The organism is Glycomyces arizonensis DSM 44726 (assembly GCF_000482705.1).
Taxonomy (GTDB): Bacteria; Actinomycetota; Actinomycetes; order Mycobacteriales; family Micromonosporaceae; genus Glycomyces; species Glycomyces arizonensis.
On record NZ_AXWO01000027.1, the window covers coordinates 63,945 to 81,615 of the forward strand.

General features: G+C 68.2%; 23 protein-coding genes and 1 pseudogene. 15 read left to right on the forward strand and 9 right to left on the reverse strand.

The genetic code is table 11. The features are described from left to right. Window positions 1–88: 88 nt before the first annotated feature. Genes H613_RS0116825 through H613_RS31005 form a run of 3 tightly spaced genes read left to right on the forward strand, consistent with a single transcriptional unit; the run spans window position 89 to window position 1,710 of the window. Window positions 89–508, forward strand: coding sequence for a secondary thiamine-phosphate synthase enzyme YjbQ (locus H613_RS0116825; RefSeq protein WP_026924721.1), 420 nt, complete (start codon window positions 89–91; stop codon window positions 506–508). 33 nt (window positions 509–541) lie between these two features. Continuing rightward, entirely contained in the window at window positions 542–922 is a 381-nt protein-coding gene (locus H613_RS0116830) for a MerR family transcriptional regulator (RefSeq protein ID WP_245598588.1), read from the forward strand. Window positions 923–963: 41 nt separating this feature from the next. Beyond that, entirely contained in the window at window positions 964–1,710 is a 747-nt protein-coding gene (locus H613_RS31005; RefSeq protein ID WP_026924723.1) for a nucleotidyltransferase domain-containing protein, read from the forward strand. A gap of 69 nt (window positions 1,711–1,779) precedes the next feature. Here the strand turns inward: H613_RS31005 and H613_RS32665 are convergent. Together H613_RS32665 and H613_RS0116845 are read right to left on the reverse strand one after the other, a co-directional pair. After that, a pseudogene (locus H613_RS32665) lies at window positions 1,780–2,292 on the reverse strand (tetratricopeptide repeat protein); the annotation flags it as partial. After that, window positions 2,231–2,995: a hypothetical protein gene (locus H613_RS0116845; RefSeq protein WP_245598589.1), complete on the reverse strand. Its 765-nt coding sequence runs from the start codon at window positions 2,993–2,995 to the stop codon at window positions 2,231–2,233. The gene H613_RS0116845 and the pseudogene H613_RS32665, both read right to left, overlap by 62 nt. On the opposite strand from H613_RS0116845, the gene H613_RS27230 reads away from it, so the two are divergent. Next, window positions 2,994–3,680 (forward strand): maleylpyruvate isomerase family mycothiol-dependent enzyme, encoded by a 687-nt coding sequence (locus H613_RS27230; protein WP_051393467.1) that lies wholly within the window; start codon window positions 2,994–2,996, stop codon window positions 3,678–3,680. The genes H613_RS0116845 and H613_RS27230 overlap by 2 nt on opposite strands. A 1-nt stretch (window position 3,681) precedes the next feature. Here H613_RS27230 and H613_RS0116855 read toward each other — a convergent pair whose 3' ends face one another. Beyond that, window positions 3,682–4,380: an HNH endonuclease family protein gene (locus tag H613_RS0116855; RefSeq protein ID WP_051393468.1), complete on the reverse strand. Its 699-nt coding sequence runs from the start codon at window positions 4,378–4,380 to the stop codon at window positions 3,682–3,684. Window positions 4,381–4,487: 107 nt separating this feature from the next. On the opposite strand from H613_RS0116855, the gene H613_RS0116860 reads away from it, so the two are divergent. The 3 genes from H613_RS0116860 to H613_RS0116870 all read left to right on the forward strand — a co-directional run bounded on the left by H613_RS0116860 (window position 4,488) and on the right by H613_RS0116870 (window position 6,590). Beyond that, on the forward strand, window positions 4,488–5,006 hold the full coding sequence (locus tag H613_RS0116860; RefSeq protein ID WP_026924726.1) for an AAA family ATPase: 519 nt from the start codon (window positions 4,488–4,490) through the stop codon (window positions 5,004–5,006). Window positions 5,007–5,105: 99 nt separating this feature from the next. Further along, on the forward strand, window positions 5,106–6,299 hold the full coding sequence (locus H613_RS27235) for a beta propeller repeat protein (RefSeq protein ID WP_051393469.1): 1,194 nt from the start codon (window positions 5,106–5,108) through the stop codon (window positions 6,297–6,299). A gap of 3 nt (window positions 6,300–6,302) precedes the next feature. Beyond that, complete coding sequence (locus H613_RS0116870) at window positions 6,303–6,590, forward strand: MoaD/ThiS family protein (protein WP_026924727.1); 288 nt, start codon at window positions 6,303–6,305, stop codon at window positions 6,588–6,590. 48 nt (window positions 6,591–6,638) lie between these two features. On the opposite strand, the gene H613_RS0116875 is transcribed toward H613_RS0116870, so the two are convergent. After that, window positions 6,639–7,070, reverse strand: coding sequence for an FKBP-type peptidyl-prolyl cis-trans isomerase (locus H613_RS0116875; RefSeq protein WP_245598590.1), 432 nt, complete (start codon window positions 7,068–7,070; stop codon window positions 6,639–6,641). A 129-nt stretch (window positions 7,071–7,199) separates the two neighbouring features. On the opposite strand from H613_RS0116875, the gene H613_RS0116880 reads away from it, so the two are divergent. Further along, a complete protein-coding gene (locus H613_RS0116880; protein WP_026924729.1) occupies window positions 7,200–7,670 on the forward strand; it encodes a MarR family transcriptional regulator in 471 nt (156 codons plus the stop codon). Here H613_RS0116880 and H613_RS0116885 read toward each other — a convergent pair. Further along, window positions 7,667–8,329 (reverse strand): NAD(P)-dependent oxidoreductase, encoded by a 663-nt coding sequence (locus H613_RS0116885; protein ID WP_026924730.1) that lies wholly within the window; start codon window positions 8,327–8,329, stop codon window positions 7,667–7,669. The genes H613_RS0116880 and H613_RS0116885 overlap by 4 nt on opposite strands. A gap of 112 nt (window positions 8,330–8,441) precedes the next feature. On the opposite strand from H613_RS0116885, the gene H613_RS0116890 reads away from it, so the two are divergent. The 5 genes from H613_RS0116890 to H613_RS0116910 all read left to right on the forward strand — a co-directional run bounded on the left by H613_RS0116890 (window position 8,442) and on the right by H613_RS0116910 (window position 11,687). Then, complete coding sequence (locus tag H613_RS0116890; protein WP_026924731.1) at window positions 8,442–9,053, forward strand: rhomboid family intramembrane serine protease; 612 nt, start codon at window positions 8,442–8,444, stop codon at window positions 9,051–9,053. After that, window positions 9,050–9,274 (forward strand): hypothetical protein, encoded by a 225-nt coding sequence (locus H613_RS0116895; protein ID WP_026924732.1) that lies wholly within the window; start codon window positions 9,050–9,052, stop codon window positions 9,272–9,274. Before H613_RS0116890 ends, H613_RS0116895 begins: the two co-directional genes overlap by 4 nt. A 132-nt stretch (window positions 9,275–9,406) precedes the next feature. After that, on the forward strand, window positions 9,407–9,796 hold the full coding sequence (locus tag H613_RS0116900; protein ID WP_026924733.1) for a GntR family transcriptional regulator: 390 nt from the start codon (window positions 9,407–9,409) through the stop codon (window positions 9,794–9,796). Then, on the forward strand, window positions 9,793–10,695 hold the full coding sequence (locus H613_RS0116905; protein WP_026924734.1) for an ABC transporter ATP-binding protein: 903 nt from the start codon (window positions 9,793–9,795) through the stop codon (window positions 10,693–10,695). Before H613_RS0116900 ends, H613_RS0116905 begins: the two co-directional genes overlap by 4 nt. After that, entirely contained in the window at window positions 10,692–11,687 is a 996-nt protein-coding gene (locus tag H613_RS0116910; protein WP_026924735.1) for an ABC-2 membrane transporter-related protein, read from the forward strand. Before H613_RS0116905 ends, H613_RS0116910 begins: the two co-directional genes overlap by 4 nt. 39 nt (window positions 11,688–11,726) lie before the next feature. On the opposite strand, the gene H613_RS0116915 is transcribed toward H613_RS0116910, so the two are convergent. From H613_RS0116915 to H613_RS27240, 3 genes are all read right to left on the reverse strand, one after another. Continuing rightward, window positions 11,727–12,149 carry a VOC family protein gene (locus tag H613_RS0116915; RefSeq protein WP_026924736.1) on the reverse strand — a complete coding sequence of 141 codons (423 nt, stop codon included), beginning with the start codon at window positions 12,147–12,149 and terminating at the stop codon, window positions 11,727–11,729. Window positions 12,150–12,236: 87 nt separating this feature from the next. After that, a complete protein-coding gene (locus H613_RS0116920) occupies window positions 12,237–13,184 on the reverse strand; it encodes an NADP-dependent oxidoreductase (protein ID WP_245598591.1) in 948 nt (315 codons plus the stop codon). Window positions 13,185–13,291: 107 nt separating this feature from the next. Further along, window positions 13,292–13,840 (reverse strand): GNAT family N-acetyltransferase, encoded by a 549-nt coding sequence (locus H613_RS27240; protein ID WP_051393470.1) that lies wholly within the window; start codon window positions 13,838–13,840, stop codon window positions 13,292–13,294. A 396-nt stretch (window positions 13,841–14,236) separates the two neighbouring features. Here H613_RS27240 and H613_RS30240 point away from each other — a divergent pair, with 396 nt between their 5' ends. Beyond that, window positions 14,237–15,802: a DUF262 domain-containing protein gene (locus H613_RS30240; protein WP_169732017.1), complete on the forward strand. Its 1,566-nt coding sequence runs from the start codon at window positions 14,237–14,239 to the stop codon at window positions 15,800–15,802. Between the two features lie 90 nt (window positions 15,803–15,892). Here the strand turns inward: H613_RS30240 and H613_RS0116935 are convergent, their stop codons facing one another. Continuing rightward, window positions 15,893–16,369 carry a hypothetical protein gene (locus H613_RS0116935; RefSeq protein WP_156926088.1) on the reverse strand — a complete coding sequence of 159 codons (477 nt, stop codon included), beginning with the start codon at window positions 16,367–16,369 and terminating at the stop codon, window positions 15,893–15,895. A 124-nt stretch (window positions 16,370–16,493) separates the two neighbouring features. On the opposite strand from H613_RS0116935, the gene H613_RS27250 reads away from it, so the two are divergent. Next, a partial coding sequence (locus H613_RS27250) for an ISAs1 family transposase (protein ID WP_051393471.1) occupies window positions 16,494–17,671 on the forward strand: 1,178 nt, incomplete at its 3' end.

Consider the following 17,671-nt stretch of genomic DNA (forward strand, 5'->3'; position numbering starts at 1 on the left):
CATAGTCGACCACCCTGACAAACCACCCGGCCCGCACGCACCGGGAGTGCGCCGCCGGACCGGTGCGTCCATGGCAGGATCGACACCCATGGGCTCCGCATTCCACACCACGACACTGCGCGTCACGACCGGCCGCCGCGAGACCGTCCGCGACCTCTCCAGCGAATGCGCCGCATTCCTGCACGAGATCGGCGCCCGCGACGGCCTGCTCAACGTCTTCGTCCCCCACGCCACCGCCGGGGTCGCGATCATCGAGACCGGCGCCGGATCCGACGACGACCTGCTCGACGCCCTCGGCGACCTGCTGCCGCGCGATGACCGGTGGCGGCACCAGCACGGCTCGACCGGCCACGGCAGAGACCACGTCCTGCCCGGCCTGGTCGCCCCCCACGCGACCGTCCCGGTCATCGCCGGGTCGGCCGCGCTCGGCACCTGGCAGTCGATCGTCCTGGTCGACACCAACCGCGACAACCCCGACCGGACCGTGCGACTGACCTTCCTGGCCTGAGGGCCGCGGGCCGGTGCGGTTATCCTTGGGAGCGTGGTCGCCAACCTGAACACCCCGGCCCCCTACACGATCGGCGAATGCGCCCGCCGGTCCGGGTTCACCATGGACACCCTGCGCTACTACGAACGCATCGGCCTCATCGACGACGTCGAACGCACCACCACCGGGCAGCGCCGCTTCACCGACGACCACCTCGGCTGGCTCGGCATCCTCAAATGCCTGCGGGACACCGGCATGCCCATCGAGCAGATGTGCCGCTTCGCCGCCCTGGTCCGCGACGGGGACCACACCATGGCCGAACGCGTCGCGCTCCTCGAAGACCACCAGAAAGCCGTCGACGAGCGCATCGCCGACTTCGAGGCCAAACGCCGCTACCTCACCGGCAAGATCGCCTACTACCGGTCGGTCGCCTAAAACCGGTAGCGAGCCAGGCGGGCCGCGCCCATACTCGCGGTGTGGACCACACCCGAGGCGCCCGCGCCATCGCCGAGACCACCACCGCCGCACTCACCGCCCGCGCCGTCGCCCTGACCGGCTCGATCGCCGCCGGCACCGACCACCCCGACTCCGACATCGACCTCATCGCCGTTGCCGACGCGCCCGGCGAGACCGAGATCCGCAGCGTCGAAGGCCGCATGGTCACCATCGAATGGAAGACCATCGACGAGGTCGAAGCGGCCTTCACCCGGCCCTGGGAGGCCGGCGCCGCCGTCCCCGGCTGGCGGACCGCCCACCTCCTGTCCGACCCCGAAGGGCTCCTGGCCCGCGTCAAAGCGTCCGCCGAGACCTGGAACTGGCATGGCATCGCGGCCGAGGCCGACCGGTGGGCCGCAGACGGCATCGTCGGCCTCGCCGAAGAAGTCCACAAAGTCTGCGGCATGCTCGGCCGCGGCAATCCTCGGGCCGCGGCCGCCAACCGGGCCATCCTCGCCCTGCAACTGCCCGGCATCCTCGCCGCGGCCGACCGGATCCTCTACCGCACCGAGAACGACCTGTGGGACCTCGTGTGCGAGGCCGAAGGCGAGGCGTGGGCGAGCGCATGGGACACCGCCACCGGCACCGTTCGGGCCGATCCGGCCGAGGCCTGCCGGGCCGGCCTGCGGCTCTACCTGATCGCCGCAGGGCGCCTCGACCACGTCTTCACCCAAGCGCAGCGCCCGGTCGTCGAGACCGCCTGCCGCCTCGCCCAGCGGCGCCGCTAAGTCCTCCAGCAGGCCGCGCGCGTAGTTCACCGTCGAACGCCGATACCTGGGCAGGTGCGGCGCCAACGCCACCAGCGCCACCGCCAGGCCCTCCCGGTCACGGCCCAATTTGGACAACGTGAGCGCCTTGCACATCGCGACCGCGTCGCCGTACTCCTCGGCCCCGGCGGCCTCCTCCTCGGCCTCCAGCAGCTCCAGCGCCCGCTCGGGGTCGCCGGTCTCGCGCAGCGACGAGGCCATCTGGACCGTCGCCTGCCGCCGCCGCGAGGCGTCCAAGCCGCCCTCCAGCGCCCGCCGGTAGTAGCCGATCGCCTCGGTCGGCCGCCCGGTCGAATCATGCGAGCCGCCGAGCTCGAACAGCGCCACCGGATCGTCCGGGCACTCCTCGGCCAGAGCCCGCATCGCATCGACGAACGATGCCGGCTCGTAGTCGTCGATCGCCTCCCACAGTGCGGCGGCGCGCCGCTCCCAATCCGGTGTCGTCATGCCAAGCAACTTACGCCCGGCCGCCGAAGGCGTCTCAACGCCCCAGCCCGTCGGCCAGAGCGCCGAGTCCGGCCAGTAGCTCAAGTCGCTCACCATCCGAGAGCGCACCGTAGACCGGCTCGTCGCGCCGGTTCGTGTCCTCCTCGATGGCGCGCCGCTGCGGCCCCTCGCCCATCGTCTCCAGATCCTCGACCTGGTACCCCGCGGACTGCCAGGCCGCCCGGTGGGCATCGCCCCGGTGGTGGCGCAGCGCTCCCAGCCGAGACGGCAGGGTCATTGTCGCCCCGGCCCCCGCAGGCTCGAACACGGGCGTCAGCCCGGCGAACGCCGGACCGCCCGAGGCTCGTCCGGCCTCCAGACACCGCCCGACCAGGTCACACAACCGATCCAGGCCCTCCAGACCCGGCATGGTCGCGATCGGCCGCAGCGACCACAGCTCCGCAGCCGTCGCCCCGATCGTGTCCTGCAACCCCGAGGCGAGCTGGCGGCCGTCGGCGGTCAGACGCCAAGCGCCGTCCTCGAGTACCGCGACACCTCGCGCGGCTTCCCGGCTCGGTTCGAATCTCCGGTAGACCATCGCCGCCGCCACCGCGCCGGTCGGCACTGGATGATCCAGCAATGCGAAATAGTAGTCCGACTCGATCCCCGGCTCGAGCTCCCACTGGTTGTACAGCGCCCGCGCCCGATTCCCCGACGCGCGCCGCAACCCCACGTAGACCCGGTCGATCACCGGCCGGATCAGGCCCGCATAGCTCACGGTGTTTCCTTCCTTCATCCCTTGCGCATAAGATGCGGTCATGCTCTCACCGCACCAGCCCTCCTCAAACACCACGGCCGCCTTCGCCGCCGAATGCGCGCGCCTGTCCGCCGCCGTCGCCGCACTCACCCCCGAGCAATGGGCCAGACCCAGCAGGTGCGAACCCTGGGACGCCGCCGCGCTGCTCGCCCACATCACCGGCGCCGTGGGCCGCCTGCCCCGAATGCTCGACGCCGAACCACCCGCAGCCGCGACCGTGACCGCCGCCGGCTACTACCGTCCCGACGTCCGATTCTCCCCAGAAGCCACCACGAACCGCATCGACGAGGCGGCCGCGAACGCCGCCGCGGGCGGCCCGGCCGTGGCCGATGCGTTCACCGCCACCTGGAAGACCATCGCCGACCGCTGCCGCGCCGAGGCCCCCGGCCGCCTGGTCACCACCCGCCACGGCGACCCGATGACCCTCGACGACTTCATGACCACCCGCGTGGTCGAAGTCGCCGTCCACGGCATCGACCTGGCCGACGCCGTCGGCGAACCCCGCTGGACCACCCCCGAGGCCGCCAGATGCATCGTCGCCCTCCTGCTCGAGACGCCCGACGCCCTGGCCACACTCGGCTGGGACCCCGTCGCGTTCATCGCCACCGCCACCGGCCGCGACACCATGACCGACGCCGAACGCAACCGCGCCGAAACCCTCGGCGTCACCTGGCTGACCCTCGCCTGAGTCAGCAGTCGGCGGCGTACCCCAGCAGCGCCTCGGCCTCAGCGGCGTCCACGCTCAACTCCCAATCGGTCTTGACCTGCACCCATGCCCACACATAAGCGCACCAGACCTCCTCGACCTCCGGCATCCACTCCGCCGGGTCCTGATCGGACTTCGACCGGTTCGACGAGGCGGTCACCGCCACCAGATGCCACGGCTGATCCAGATCGTTCGCATACGCCTCACGATCGGCCGCGCGCCAGGCGTTCGCCCCCGACCCCCACGCCTCCTTCAACGGCACGAAATGGTCGATGTCCAAATCCCCCGAAACGGTCACGGTCTCCCCGTCGTACATCGAGACCCACTCGCCGGTCATGCCCGCATCGCAATCGGCCTCGCTCAGATTCCCCGATCGGTCCTGGGCGAGCAGCGTCTCATCGCGGGCGTCGCACCCGTCGCCGTCGGCGTCCCGCCAATGCGGGAACAGCGACCGGTCATAGCCCGCGTCGGCCTCCTCGGCCACCGGCAAAGCCTCGATCGACGCGGTCAGCGCCGTACCGTCGACCTCCACCGTGAACGGCACGAGCTCGCTGAAATCCCCCGAAGCCCCACCGGGGGAGGGACTGGGCTCCAACAGGTCACCCACCCCCTCGCACCCCGATGCGACCACGGCGAAGGCGACCGCCGCGAGCGCGGCGGCCGAACGGAAACGGGTCAACATGGGCGCAATCCTGTCTGCCTGAGCGGGGGACACCGACACGAGCGGTCAGGGCAACGTAACACACACGCGGCCCGGGCGGAACCGCCGAACCCGCTACCATCACCCGCATGATCGTATGGCTCAACGGCACCTACGGCGCCGGCAAGACCACCACCGCGCACCTGCTCGCCCCACTCCTGAAGGCGCGGATCTTCGACGCCGAGCACATCGGCTACCTCCTGCGCCCCATCATCGGCGACATCCCCTGCACCGACTTCAAGGAATGGAAGCCCTGGCGCACCCTCACCATCGCGACCGCCCGCGACGTCCTCGACCTCACCGGCGGCACCCTCCTCATCCCCCAGACCGTCCTCCAGCACCAGTACTGGACCGAACTGGCCGCCGGCTTCGCCGCCGCCGAGATCCCCGTGCGGGCCTTCACCCTCCACACCGACCGCGACACCTGGGCCGCCCGCATCGCCGCCGACACCGCCGAACCCGGCGCCGAAACCTGGCGAACGGACCACCGAGGCCCTTACGAGCAGGCCCTGACCGACTGGATGGCCCGCGAGACCACCGTCATCGACACCACCGGCCTGACACCGGACGAGGTCGCCGCCGACCTCGCCGCCCGCCTCCAGGACTGAAAAACCCCGCCGCGATCCCGCAGGCTCCCCCAAAACGTCACACCGCCGCGCGAGGATGAGGGCGACACTTACCCGCACTGCCGGCAAGGAGACCGGACCATGGGATACCTCGTCCTCATCGGCACCAAGAAAGGCCTGTTCACCGCCACCAGCGATGACCGGCGCGACTGGGTCCTCAAAGGCCCCCACGCCCTCGACACCGACGGCTTCACCGCCGTGGCCGAGATCTACGCCGCCGCCTGCGACCCCCGCACCGGGCAGATCCTCGTCGGCGCCGAATCACCGCACTTCGGGCCCAGCGTCTGGCGCTCGAACGACCTCGCCGCCACCTGGCACGAACCCCAGGCCGCACCGCTGGCCTTCCCCGGGGACCTGCCCTACCGGCCCCTGGACTTCTCCGAAGCCCCCGGCACCGACCAACCCGACTCCGAGCGCAAGAACACCGTCAAACGCCTCTGGCAGCTCGCCTTCGGACCCGCCGAGGGCCTCGTGTGGGCCGGGGTCGAACCGACCTCGCTGTGGCGCAGCGACGACGGCGGCCGCACCTTCACCTTCAACCACGCCCTGTGGGACCACCCCGACCACGAGACCTGGGGTCCCGGCGGCGGGGGAGCGGCCGTCCACACCATCGTCCCCGACCCCGACGACCCCGATACGGTCACCATCGCCATGTCCGCCGGCGGGATCTACCAGACCCGCGACGGCGGCCACAGCTGGACCGGCGTCACCAAGGGCATCACCGTCGACTACGGGCCCGACCCCGAACCGGCCTCCGGCCAATGCATCCACAAAGTCGCCCGCGACGCAGGCGGCACCTTCTTCGCCCAAAGCCACGGCCCCGCCTACCGCAGCACCGACCCCGCCGCAGGCTGGACCGACATCTCCGCGTCCCTGCCGTCGAACTTCGGCTTCCACATCACCGCCCACCCCACCCGACCGGGCACCGCCATGGCCTACCCCGTCTCCGATGCCATGGACCGCTTCCCACCCGACCACCGGATCAGCGCCTGGCGCACCGACGACGCCGGTGACACCTGGCGGCGGTGGGGGAGCGGCCTGCCGACCGAGGACTACTTCGGGATCGTCCTGCGCGACGCCGCCTGCCACGACGGTGACGCCGACCCCGCCTGGTACTTCGGCACCCGCTGCGGCGACGTGTGGGCCGCGACCGACTCAGGCGGCCAATGGCACCAGGTGGCCGCGCACCTGCCCGACGTGCTCTGCGTCAGAGCCATGAACACCGCTGCCATGAACACCGCTGCCATGAACACCACTGCCGTGCACACGGCCTGAACCATGGACGTCGACGTCAAGATCCCCGCCGCGCTCGCCGGCGAATGCGGCGGGACCCGCCACCTCACCGTCACCCTCGACGACGGCGACGACCTCGCCGCCCTCCTCGACCGCATCGCGGCCGACCACCCCCGCCTGGCCCGCCGATTGCGCGACGAGGCCGGCAACGTCCGCCGCTTCGTCAACGTCTACATCGGCGACGACGAATGCCGCCGCCTCCAAGGCACGGCCACCCCGATCGGGCCCGGCCAGGCCGTCCAGATCCTGCCCTCCATCGCCGGAGGCGCCTGAGACACGACAAGGGCGCCCCGCCACGGCGAGGCGCCCAACGCGACAACCCTAGGACCGCCCGTTGATCCCGACCACGTCGACGACGAACACGAGCGTCTCGTTCGGGGCGATGACACCGCCGATCCCGGCCGCACCGTACCCCGAGGCGGGCGGGATCACCAGCAGCCTGCGGCCGCCGACCCGCGCCCCCTCCAAGCCGTCGTTCCAGCCCTGGATCACCGGCGCCGACCCCAGCGGCGTCACCGGAAACGGCGTCGCGCCCCGGTCCCACGACGCGTCGAACTGCGCCCCGGTCGACCAGCTGAACCCCGCGTACTGCACCGACACCGCGTCCCCGGCCGTGGCCGCGACACCCGAACCGGCGACCACATCGGCCACGACCAGCTCGCGCGGCGGCTCACCCCCGGGCAGACGCACCTCCGGCTTGACGCCGAGATCGGCCGACACCTCGACCTCCTGGCCCGCACTGATCTGCACCACACTGCACTCCTTGTCACTCCACGCGGCGAGCGCCGCCCGGGGGAACCTACCACCCGCACCCGAGCCGCGCAGGCGGCCCGCGGCCGTGCCCTATCCTGAACGGGCCCGAACACAGGAAGAGCACCGACGATGACCGCAGGCGACCAACCCCGCCACCGCCAGGCCGGCGAGGTGACCGGCCGGCTCCGCGAACTGACCGTGCAGCTGTCCCTGCTCAACCACCAGGTCTCGAACCTGCTGGGCCTCCAAGACGTCGACCTGGACTGCCTCGACATCATCAGCCGCGAAGGCCCCCTGACCCCCGGCGCGCTGGCCCGCCAGGCCGGACTCCACCCGGCGACCACCACCGGCGTCCTCGACCGGCTCGAGCGCGCCGGATGGATCAGGCGCGACCGCGTCCCCACCGACCGCCGCGCCGTCCACGTCACGTTCAAACCGGGCCGCGGCGCCGAAATCCTCGGCCTGTACGGGCCGATGATCGGCCAGGTCAGGGCGATCTGCGCCGACTTCACCGACGACGAGCTCGCCGCGGTCAACGCCTTCTTGCGCCGCGCCACCGAAGCGGGCCGCGCCGCGACCGCCGACCTGGCCGACCGCTAATAGGCCACGCCCAGCACCTGGCGAATCGCCGAGTCGTCAGCGGCCGCGCGCAGCATCGCATCGGCCAGATCGGCCCGGCCGATCAGCCAGCCGTTGCGCGGCTGGTGCCCTACGGCGGTGCGGTAGCGCCCGGTCGCAGGCTTGTCGGTCAGCCGCGGCGGGCGCACGATCGTCCAGTCCAGGCCGCTGTCGCGCACGAGGTCCTCCATGGCCGCCAGATCGGCGTAGTGGACGCGCAGGATCCGTTTCACGACACTCGAGGCGCGGCGCATGAGCCACCCGTCGCCGGGGTCGTAGCGCGGCTTGTCGGGCCTGACCGGCGTCGGGACGGTCCCGATCGGGGCCGCGCTGAGCACGACCAGACGCTCGGTGCCGGCCTCGCGCATGGCCTCGACGAGGGCCCGCGTGCCGCGGGTAGTGACGCCCGCCTCGGCCTTCGAGGTGGCGCCGAGCGCCGAGACGACGGCGTCGACCCCGCGCAGCGCCGCCGCCAGGGCGGCCGGGTCGGGATCGGCCAGGTCGGCCTTGACGGAGCGGACGTCGGCGGTGAGCTTGCCCGGGGTGCGGACGACGGCGGTCGCGTCGTGGCCTGCCGCGAGCGCCTGCTCGAGGACATGGCGTCCGGTGGCGCCGGTCGCGGCGACGATGGCGAGGTGCATGGCATGGTCTCCTAACCACAAGGGTATTACGAGAACCATAACATTTGTGGTTCGTATCGAAACTGGCCGCCGCTACGCTGAAGACGACGAGCCACCCCATACGAGGAGCACCATGACCGCCGGACCCCCGACGCGACGACCAATGCACCCCCTCCGCAGAGCCCTGACCCTGTGGGGCGCCCTCATCGCCGTCATGTGGCTGCTCCTGATCGCCGACTGGACCACCCCCGGACACCTCACCGACTGGGGCATCGTCCCCCGCGACGCCGAAGGGCTCTTCCCCGGCCTGATCGCCGCGCCCTTCCTCCACGTCGGCGCCGCCCACCTGGCCGCCAACATGGTGCCCCTCGCCGTCATGGGCACCATCGCCGCCCTGCGCGACTGGCGCGCCTGCCAGGTCGCCCTCGCCGTCATCGCCCTCGCCTCCGGCCTCGGCGTCTGGCTCACCTCCCCGGCCGGGACGGTCACCGTCGGCGCCTCCGGCATCGTCTTCGGCCTGTTCGGCTACCTCCTCGGCCGCGGCGTCTTCCTCCGCCGCCTCGGCGACATCGCCATCAGCGTCATCCTCATCCTCGCCTACGGATCCATGATCTGGGGCGTCCTCCCCACCCAGTCCCACATCTCCTGGCAGGCCCACCTCTTCGGCTTCATCGGCGGCCTCGCCGCGGCCTTCGCCCTCGCCCGCCGCCAGGGGAGTACCGCCGGGCAGGGGAGCGCCACATGAGCGCCCCGACCGGATTCGCCTACCGCCACAGAGCCGACGGCACCGTCGTCATCACCCACCGCGGCAAAGCCGCCACCACCCTGCGCGGCGGCCGCGCCGCCGCCTTCCTCGCCGAGATCGACCACGGCGACCCCCAACTGGTCATGGCCCGCTGGACCGGCGCCTACAAGATCGGCAACGAACGCACCGCCAAAAACCACCCCCGCAACCAGCACCGATAGCGGATCACCACACCAGAGCCCAGCCCGTACGAGCTGGGCTCTTCCCATGCCCGCCACCCCCCCCCGGCGAGCGGCGCCACCCCCCATACCGCTATAGTGCTAACCTCATAGTTCAATAGTAGAATTGGAGGCGTGATCGACTTCCACCTCGACCCGAAATCCGGCGTCGCCCCCTACATGCAACTCGTCCAACAAGTCCAACAAGCACTCCGCCTCGGCATGCTCAAAGTAGGAGACCAACTCCCCACCGTCAAACAAGTCGTCGCCAAGATCGCCATCAACCCCAACACCGTCCTCAAGGCCTACCGCGAACTCGAACGCCAAGGACTCGTCGCACCGCAACCCGGACGCGGCACCTTCATCACCGCCACCCTCGCCGACGACTCACTCAGCGCCCACCAAGCACTGCGCGACGAACTCGAACACTGGATCGCCAAAGCCCACACCGCCGGACTCGACCACGACGCCATCGAAGCACTCATCACCACCACCATCAGAAAGGCACACCAGGCACGAACATGAACACCCAAATCCTGCACACCCGCGCGCTCACCAAGCGCTACGGCCACCACACCGCCCTCGACGACGTCGACCTCGACCTGCCCACCGGCGCCATCGTCGGCCTCGTCGGCCCCAACGGCGCCGGCAAGAGCACCCTCCTCGCCCTCGCCTCCGGCCTCATCCGACCCACCAGCGGCACCATCGACGTCCTCGGCACCCGCCCCGCCGCCGACGCCGCCCAACTCGCCCGCGTCGGCTTCGTCGCCCAAGACACCCCCGTCTACGCCGGCCTCACCATCGCCGACCACCTCCGCCTCGGCCGCCACCTCAACCCCCGCTGGGACACCGCCCTCGCCGACAACCGCATCCGCGCCCTCGGCCTCGACCCCGACAAGAAGGCCGGACGCCTCTCCGGCGGCCAGAGAGCCCAACTCGCCCTCACCATCGCCGCCGCCAAACGACCCGAACTGCTCATCTTCGACGAACCCGTCGCCGCACTCGACCCCCTCGCCCGCCGCGCCTTCCTCCAGAACCTCATGGAATTCGTCGCCGACCTCGACATCTCCGTCATCCTCTCCTCCCACCTGCTCTCCGACGTCGAACGCGTCTGCGACCACCTCATCGTCCTGGCCGAAGCCCGCCTCCAGATAGCAGGCGAGACCGACCGCCTCGTCGCCGCCCACCACCGCCTCGTCGGCCCCCGCGGCGACCTCCCCGACCTCCCACCAGGCATCGACGTCATCGCCACCGACCACACCGAACGACAGACCACCCTCATCGTCCGCAACACCGGACCGGACACCCCACCAGCGCTCCGCGACGCCCCCCACCTCGACCTCGAGGACATGGTCCTCACCTACCTGCACCGCGCCGCCGGCACCACCGACCAGACCAAGACCCCCATGGAGGCGAACCGATGACCTGGCTGACCCTGCGCCAATTCCGAGCCCAAGCACTCATCGCCGCCGCCGCCATCGCCACGGCCGCGATCTACCTCGCCTTCCTCGGCAACACCATCCGCGACGCCTACGACCGCAACCTCGTCGACTGCGCCACCGCCTGCAACGAAGGCGCCGCCCGCCAGCTCATCGCCGACCGATTCGGCGTCACCCTCATGCTCTTGGGCGCCTTCCTCATCGCCGTCCCGGCACTCCTCGGCGCCTTCTGGGCCGCGCCCATGATCACCCGCGAACTCGAGACCGGCACCCACCGACTGGTGTGGAACCAGTCCATCACCCGCGCCCGCTGGCTCGCGGTCAAACTCGCCGTCGTCGGGGGAGCGAGCGTGATCACCACCGCCGCCCTCAGCCTCGGACTCAGCTGGGCCGCCCACCCCTACGACACGCTCGTCGACGACCGCTTCACGCCCCTGGCCTTCGCCGCCCGCGGCCTCGCCCCGCTCGGCTACGCCGCCCTGGCATTCGCCACCGGCGTCACCGTCGCCCTCCTGGCCCGCCGCACCCTGCCCGCCATGGCGATCACCCTCACCGTCCTGATCGCCTTCCAAATCCTCATGGCCAACGTCGTGCGACCCAACCTGATCGAACCCGAGACCGTCACCGTCACCTTCGCCGAAGCCGTCGCGGACGGCCGCATCGACAGGATGGGCTACGGACCCGACGGCACCGTCCTCAAGGGCTACACCATCCCCGGCGCCTGGGTCATCACCGACAGCATCGAAGTCATCGACGGCGACGGCGAGGTGATCGGCCAAGACCGGATGCACGCATGCGAAGCCGACGGCATCCTGCCCGAGGAGTGCCTGACCGCCGCCGACGCCGAATTCACCGTCGAATACCAGCCGGCCGACCGCTACTGGACCTTCCAATGGATCGAACTGGGCCTCGCCCTCGCCCTCACCGCAGGCCTCACCGCCATCGCGTTCTGGAAGATCCCCCGCGGCCTCAACTGACCACGGCACCGAGGGCGGCTCCACGCGAGCCGCCCTCACTCACTCCTGCGCGTCCTCGGTGGCGATGTCGACCATCCAGCTGACGCCGTACCGGTCCACACACGCCCCGAACTCGTCCCCCCACATCTGCTTCGCCAGCGGCATCGTCACCGTCGCCCCCGCCGACAACCGATCCCAATACCGGCGAAGCTCCGCCGCATCGCCCACCTCACCGCTGATGCTGATCGAGATGTTCTGCCCCGGCACGTACTCCATGCCCGGCGCCGTGTCCGCGGCCATGAGCGTGAACCCCGCCGTCGTCCGCAGGCTCGCGTGCATGATCTTGTCCCTGCTCGGGCCCTCATCGCCCATCTCGCCGTACGTATTGAGCGCCAACTCGCCGCCCAAGGCGTCACGGTAGAACTCCATCGCCTCCCGCGCGTTCCCGTCGAACGCCATGTACGGATTGAGAACCGACGTCATCACTGCTCCCTTCGCTGAGAATCCCTCCTACCTGCCATCCTGCCAGCGCCAACCGCCCACGGCGGCCGAAACAGCGGGGGAGCGGCCTCAATCGACCAGGCGGACCACCAGCTTCCCCACAGCGCCGCCCGCCTCCATCGCCGCATGCGCCTGCCCGATCTCCTCCAGGCCGAACGTCCGCGACACATGCGGGCGCACCCGACCCTCCGCCACCAGGCGCGACAGCGCCCGCAGCCCACCCAGATCCGGCTCGACCAGCATGAACCGCGTATCGATCCCGCGCGCGAGCGCCTCAGGGAACACCCGATCGGCCAGCGAGAGATGCAACTGCGCCAGCACCCCGCCGTCCCGCAGCACCGACACCGACCGCTCCGCGCAATCCCCGGGCAGCGTATTGAGCACCACGTCCATCTCCTCCACCACCTCGGTGAAGTCCACCGCCCGGTAATCGACCACCGCATCGGCACCCAGACCCCGGACGAACTCGTGCTTCGCCGCGCTCGCCGTGGCCACGACAGAAGCGCCCGCCGACTTCGCGATCTGCACCGCCAGATGCCCGATGCCGCCCGCCGCCGCATGCACCAGCACCCGCTGACCGCAGGTGAGCTCCGCATGCTCGATGAGCGCCTGCCAAGCGGTCAGCCCCGTCAACGGCATCGCCGCCGCCTCCACATGCGACAACCGCTCCGGTTTGCGGTCGAAATGGCGGCTCGGCGCCGCCACATACTCCGCGTGGGCACCGGCCTGGCGCGGGAAGCGCGGCATCCCGTACACCTCGTCACCGACCCGCAGCCGCGTCACACCGGCCCCGACCTCGACGACGACCCCCGAGACGTCCCAACCCAGCGTGAACGGCGGCCGCCCGATGTACAGGCCCCGCTCACGCGCCGCCGGATCGACCGGGTTCATCCCGGCCGCGTGCACCCGCACCAGCACCTCGCCGTAGTACGGCTCCGGCCGCGGGGCCTCGACCAGGCGCAGCACCTCGGTCCCGCCGAGCACGGTCTGGGTCACGGCACGCATCAACGCAGTCACAGGGATTCCTTCGTATCGCAATGGGGGATGAGGACTCCGGCGAGTTTAGGCCGCCGCACCGACACCGATCACCGAGCGACGGCCTCGCCACCGCTTCGCGACGCCCGCTAGCCGGCACGCCGCCCGAGCGCCACCGCCGTGTCCGCGGCCTTCGCATACATCGTCTGCGGCGCGTCGAACTCCATGAAGCGGTCGATCTGCTCCATGCCGATCGCCTCGAGCAGACGGCGGGACCGCGTGTTGGCCTCCTGTGTGACCGCGATGATGCTCGACTCCGCGGAAGAGACGGCGTCGAAGGCCCACGCGAGGGCGGCCTGGACCGCCTCCCGGGCGTAGCCGCTTCCCCAGTGGTCGGGGAGGAATGAATAGGAGATCTCGCGCATGCCGCGGTGAGCGGCCTGGTCGATGTTGACCGCGCCGACCATCGTGCCGCCATCGGCGGTCACGACGCTGAAGATGTAGGGCTGGTGGAGGTAGCCCCGCTCATAGGCGGTGAGGCGTTCGCCCTCGACCGGTCCGCCCAGGAAGCGGCGGACGACCGGGTCGGTCCAGAGCCGCCGGTAGTGCTCGGCATCGTCCTCATGCGCCGGACGCAGTGTCAGCCGGGCGGAGGTGATCGTGGCAGGCCAATTAGGGGCCTCAGCGGGAGACGGCATGCCCGTCAAGCTATCGGGACCGGCTCGGTGGCCGATCGCCGGGACACCGCTGCCGAGCCCGAGGAGCGGTCGCCCGTCCCAGTGTCGATGCGCGACCGTGAACGGGCCATGGCCGCCCGCGTCGACCGTTCGCGGGCTCCGGGCTGTCCGGTCTCATTTAAGTTGAGACACCAAAAGACCGCCTCACCTGCAAGTTCTCATTTTAGATGAGGCAGGCCTCGTCAGAGAAATCTCATTTTAGTTGAGGCAAATGCATGTTTTTCCCTGATTCTCTCGCGGCAAGGTGCGGGAGCCACGACTATCATGTTGCGAGAGCACTGCTTCGACTTGAAGTCGATGCCGCTGAGCCGCTAACATGTCACCCAACGGACTTAGGAGAAGATGTTGAGCGACCCAATGAACATCGACAAGGTCATTTCGCGGATACGTTCTGGAGAGCTCCGCATCCCAGGCTTTCAACGTCCATTCGTCTGGGAGCCTCAACAAGCTGCACTGCTAATGGACAGTATCTACAAAGGGTATCCCTTTGGCTCAATCCTTCTTTGGCGAACGGGGACCGTGCTCAAGACCGAACGGGAACTTGGCGGATTCAGATTGCCATCTCCCGAGAAGGACTATCCCATCGATTACGTACTAGACGGTCAACAGCGCATCACCTCACTATTTGCGACATTTCAAAACCAAATCGCTGGCGAAGATGAAGATCCTGAAGTGTGGCTGCCGATTTACTATGATTTCGAGGCTGCTAGCGATGCGCAAGACCCGCAGTTCGTCGCTCTCAAGGCTGAATCTGTCGATCTAGATCGTCATTTTCCGCTAAAGACGTTCTTTAACCCCGTTGCCTTTTCTCGCGCAGCACAAAAGCTACCCGAGGCGCGTTATGAGGAAATCGTTATTGTGCAGCAAAGGTTTGTTGCAGCGACAATACCTGTTCAGACGTTTGAGTCTGAGGATCGTGCAAGCGTAGCAATCGTATTTGAGCGAGTAAACCGCCTGGGCGTCGAACTCGACATGTTCCAGCTACTAACAGCATGGACCTGGAGCGACGAGTTCGATCTCCAGGAGCAATTCCATCTTCTCTCGGAGGAATTTGCCGAATTTGGTTTTGATGGGGTCGGCGCTGACAGCGATCTCATGCTCCGATGCGCTGCAGCCGTTCTGGTTCAAGACCCCGCTCCCACCGCACTGATCGACATGAACGGTGGAGAAGTAAGGGCCCGATTTGAAGAAGTTGCGAACGCCCTTCGACTCGCGATCGACTTTGTTCGCGCCAATCTCCATGTTCGACATTTGAAATTCCTTCCGTATTCTGCACTACTAATCCCGTTGTGCGCATACTTCTCGAAGTACCAGAATCAACCCCTTCCCGACGCACACCGAAGCCGCCTCCTCCGATGGTTTTGGCGCACCTCATTCTCCCACCGTTACAGCGGAAACCCTCTCCGGAACGTGCGAGTCGATGTCCGGGAGGCAATTTCTCTTCGCGAGGGCGATGAATCAACGCTTGGAGAGTTCAAATTCGAATTGACTCCGAACTTCTTCCTTAGCCATGTGTTCAGGCAATCCAACGTCGCTTCAAGGTGCCTCATTCTCCTGTTGGCCACCCGACGCCCTTTCAGTTTCATCAGCGGGGCATCCGTTGATCTCGATTCAGTCTTGTCTGAACCCAACAGAAGAGAATACCACCACTGCTTCCCTCAGAAATACCTGACGAAGAACGAGATTGAGGACAACCCAAAGCGAATTAGCTGCCTCGCCAACATGGCCTTTATTAGTCGAGTCGATAACCGAAAAATCCTAGACAAGGCTCCAAGCGAGTATCGCAATCTCATGCCGAAAGACGTATCCAGGATTTCAGATGCGGCGCTCCTGCCTCCAGAGCTTTTCGCCGATAATTGGAACGAGTACCTAACCAAGCGCGCAAAAGCACTCGCGGGGGCCGCCAATCTCCTATTGAATTAGGAGAGCGGAAGAAGCCGTGGGCGGTAGGTTAGGATTCTAGGTGAAAGCCGCGGTCTTCTTCCAGACCGCGGACTATTGGATAGCCACCTCCTACGGCAGAGGGATATCGACGTTCTCCTCGTCCACCGCTTGACGAAAGACTCGTCGCCAGTCTTCAAAATCCTGGTAGACCCGTCTCCGCCTCAACCATCGCTGTCTGGACGTGGTGAGGTATTTACATCCGCAGTTGAGAATCTCATCCCGGACGTCCATTGCCCCAATCCCATCTAGCGTCTCATTCCACTCCTCGGCGAGGACCCATATTAGCGATCGGGCGACCGCCGCTTCATGTTTGCTCACGTGGTGGTGCTGAAAGCGGAACTCAATCAATTCTTCGCGGAGCGGCTCGGTGCCCTCGATCTCGCTAGGGCCGACAAGGCCGTCATATTCGTCTTTTTCATCCCAATTCGTTCTCCATTTGTCAGTGAGGCGGATGACGCGCTGACGGCGCTTCCAGTCCTCAACCCATGCCTCCACCCGGGGTTGGAGGATCGGTTTGAGGAGTACGTCGAGCACAAGCGTGGTCACGGTGGCGATGCAGGGCGTAAGCAAAGTCGGTTCGGGTTCGTGTTTCCGCTGGCCAGGGCCGCAACTGAAGCAACGGTTCCCTCGTTGAAGACGATGGACTAGATCTGTCGTCAGGAGGAAACCGTTGCGGGACAAGACTCTCACGCTCGATGTTTGGTGGACTGATTTCGCTGGGCATGTCGCACAGATTCCGGACCCGAGATCGGCGCGCGGCGTGCGTCACCCGTTCGGCGCGACGATTGCCCTGGCCTGCGCGGCAATGCTCGCGGGCCGGAACTCGATCGCGTCGATCGAGCGGTGGGCGAGGGACGCCCCGCAAGCGGTCCTCGCCGCAGCCGGAGCGAGGAACGTCAACGGCCCGTTCGGGACCCGGTTCTACCCGCCTGGCTATGACACCTTCCGGCGCCTGCTTGGTGAAGCGGTCCCCGAAGGCGTCGCTTCCTTGGCCGCCGCGGCCCGTCAGCTCGCATTCGCACCCGACGACCAGATCCGCATCGACGGCAAACGCCTGCGCGGGGCCGCGCCCGGCAAAATAAAGCCGTTGCTGGTCGCCGCGCACGACTCCGCCGATCGGGCACTCGGCCAAGTCCTGGCCCTGGACAACGACGAGCACGCCGCCGCCCGCCACTTGATCGATATCCTTGGTCTTGAGACCGCGCTGATCAGCGCGGACGCCCTGCACTGGTGTGCGGAGACCGCCCAGGTCGTCATCGACCGCGGTTTCGATTATCTGCTGTGCTGCAAGGGGAATCGACCCGAACTGTTCGCGCAGATCAATGCGCTGCCCTGGGCCGGGATCGACAACGCCTGGGAGGCCCGCGGCTCGGGGCACGGCCGAGATGAGACGCGCACGATCAAGATTCTCGCCGTCGGCGGCGCGGTCCGGATCGGCTTCCCCGGCGCTGCCCAGGTCGCCAGGGTGCGCCGGTGGCGGCGGGATCGCCGCACCGGGGAGTCCAGCCACGAGACGGTGTACTACCTGACCAGCCGTGACTTCCGGGCGTTGCGCCCGGCCGAGTTCGCCGCCGCGGTGCGCCGCCACTGGGGTATCGAGGCATGGCATTGGCTGCGTGACATGGTCTTCGGCGAGGACGCCTCGAATCTGCGGTCGGGCTTCGCGCCGCAGAACCTCGCGAGTCTGCGCAACCTCGCCATCGCGGTCCTGAAAGCCGTTGGCGGCCAGTGCATCACCGCGTTGCGCGACCGGATCGCGAACCACCCCTACACGCTGCCCCTCGAAATCCTCGGCCTCGCACTCATCGAACAGACTTTTCAACCGAGACGACTTTGCTTACGCCCTGG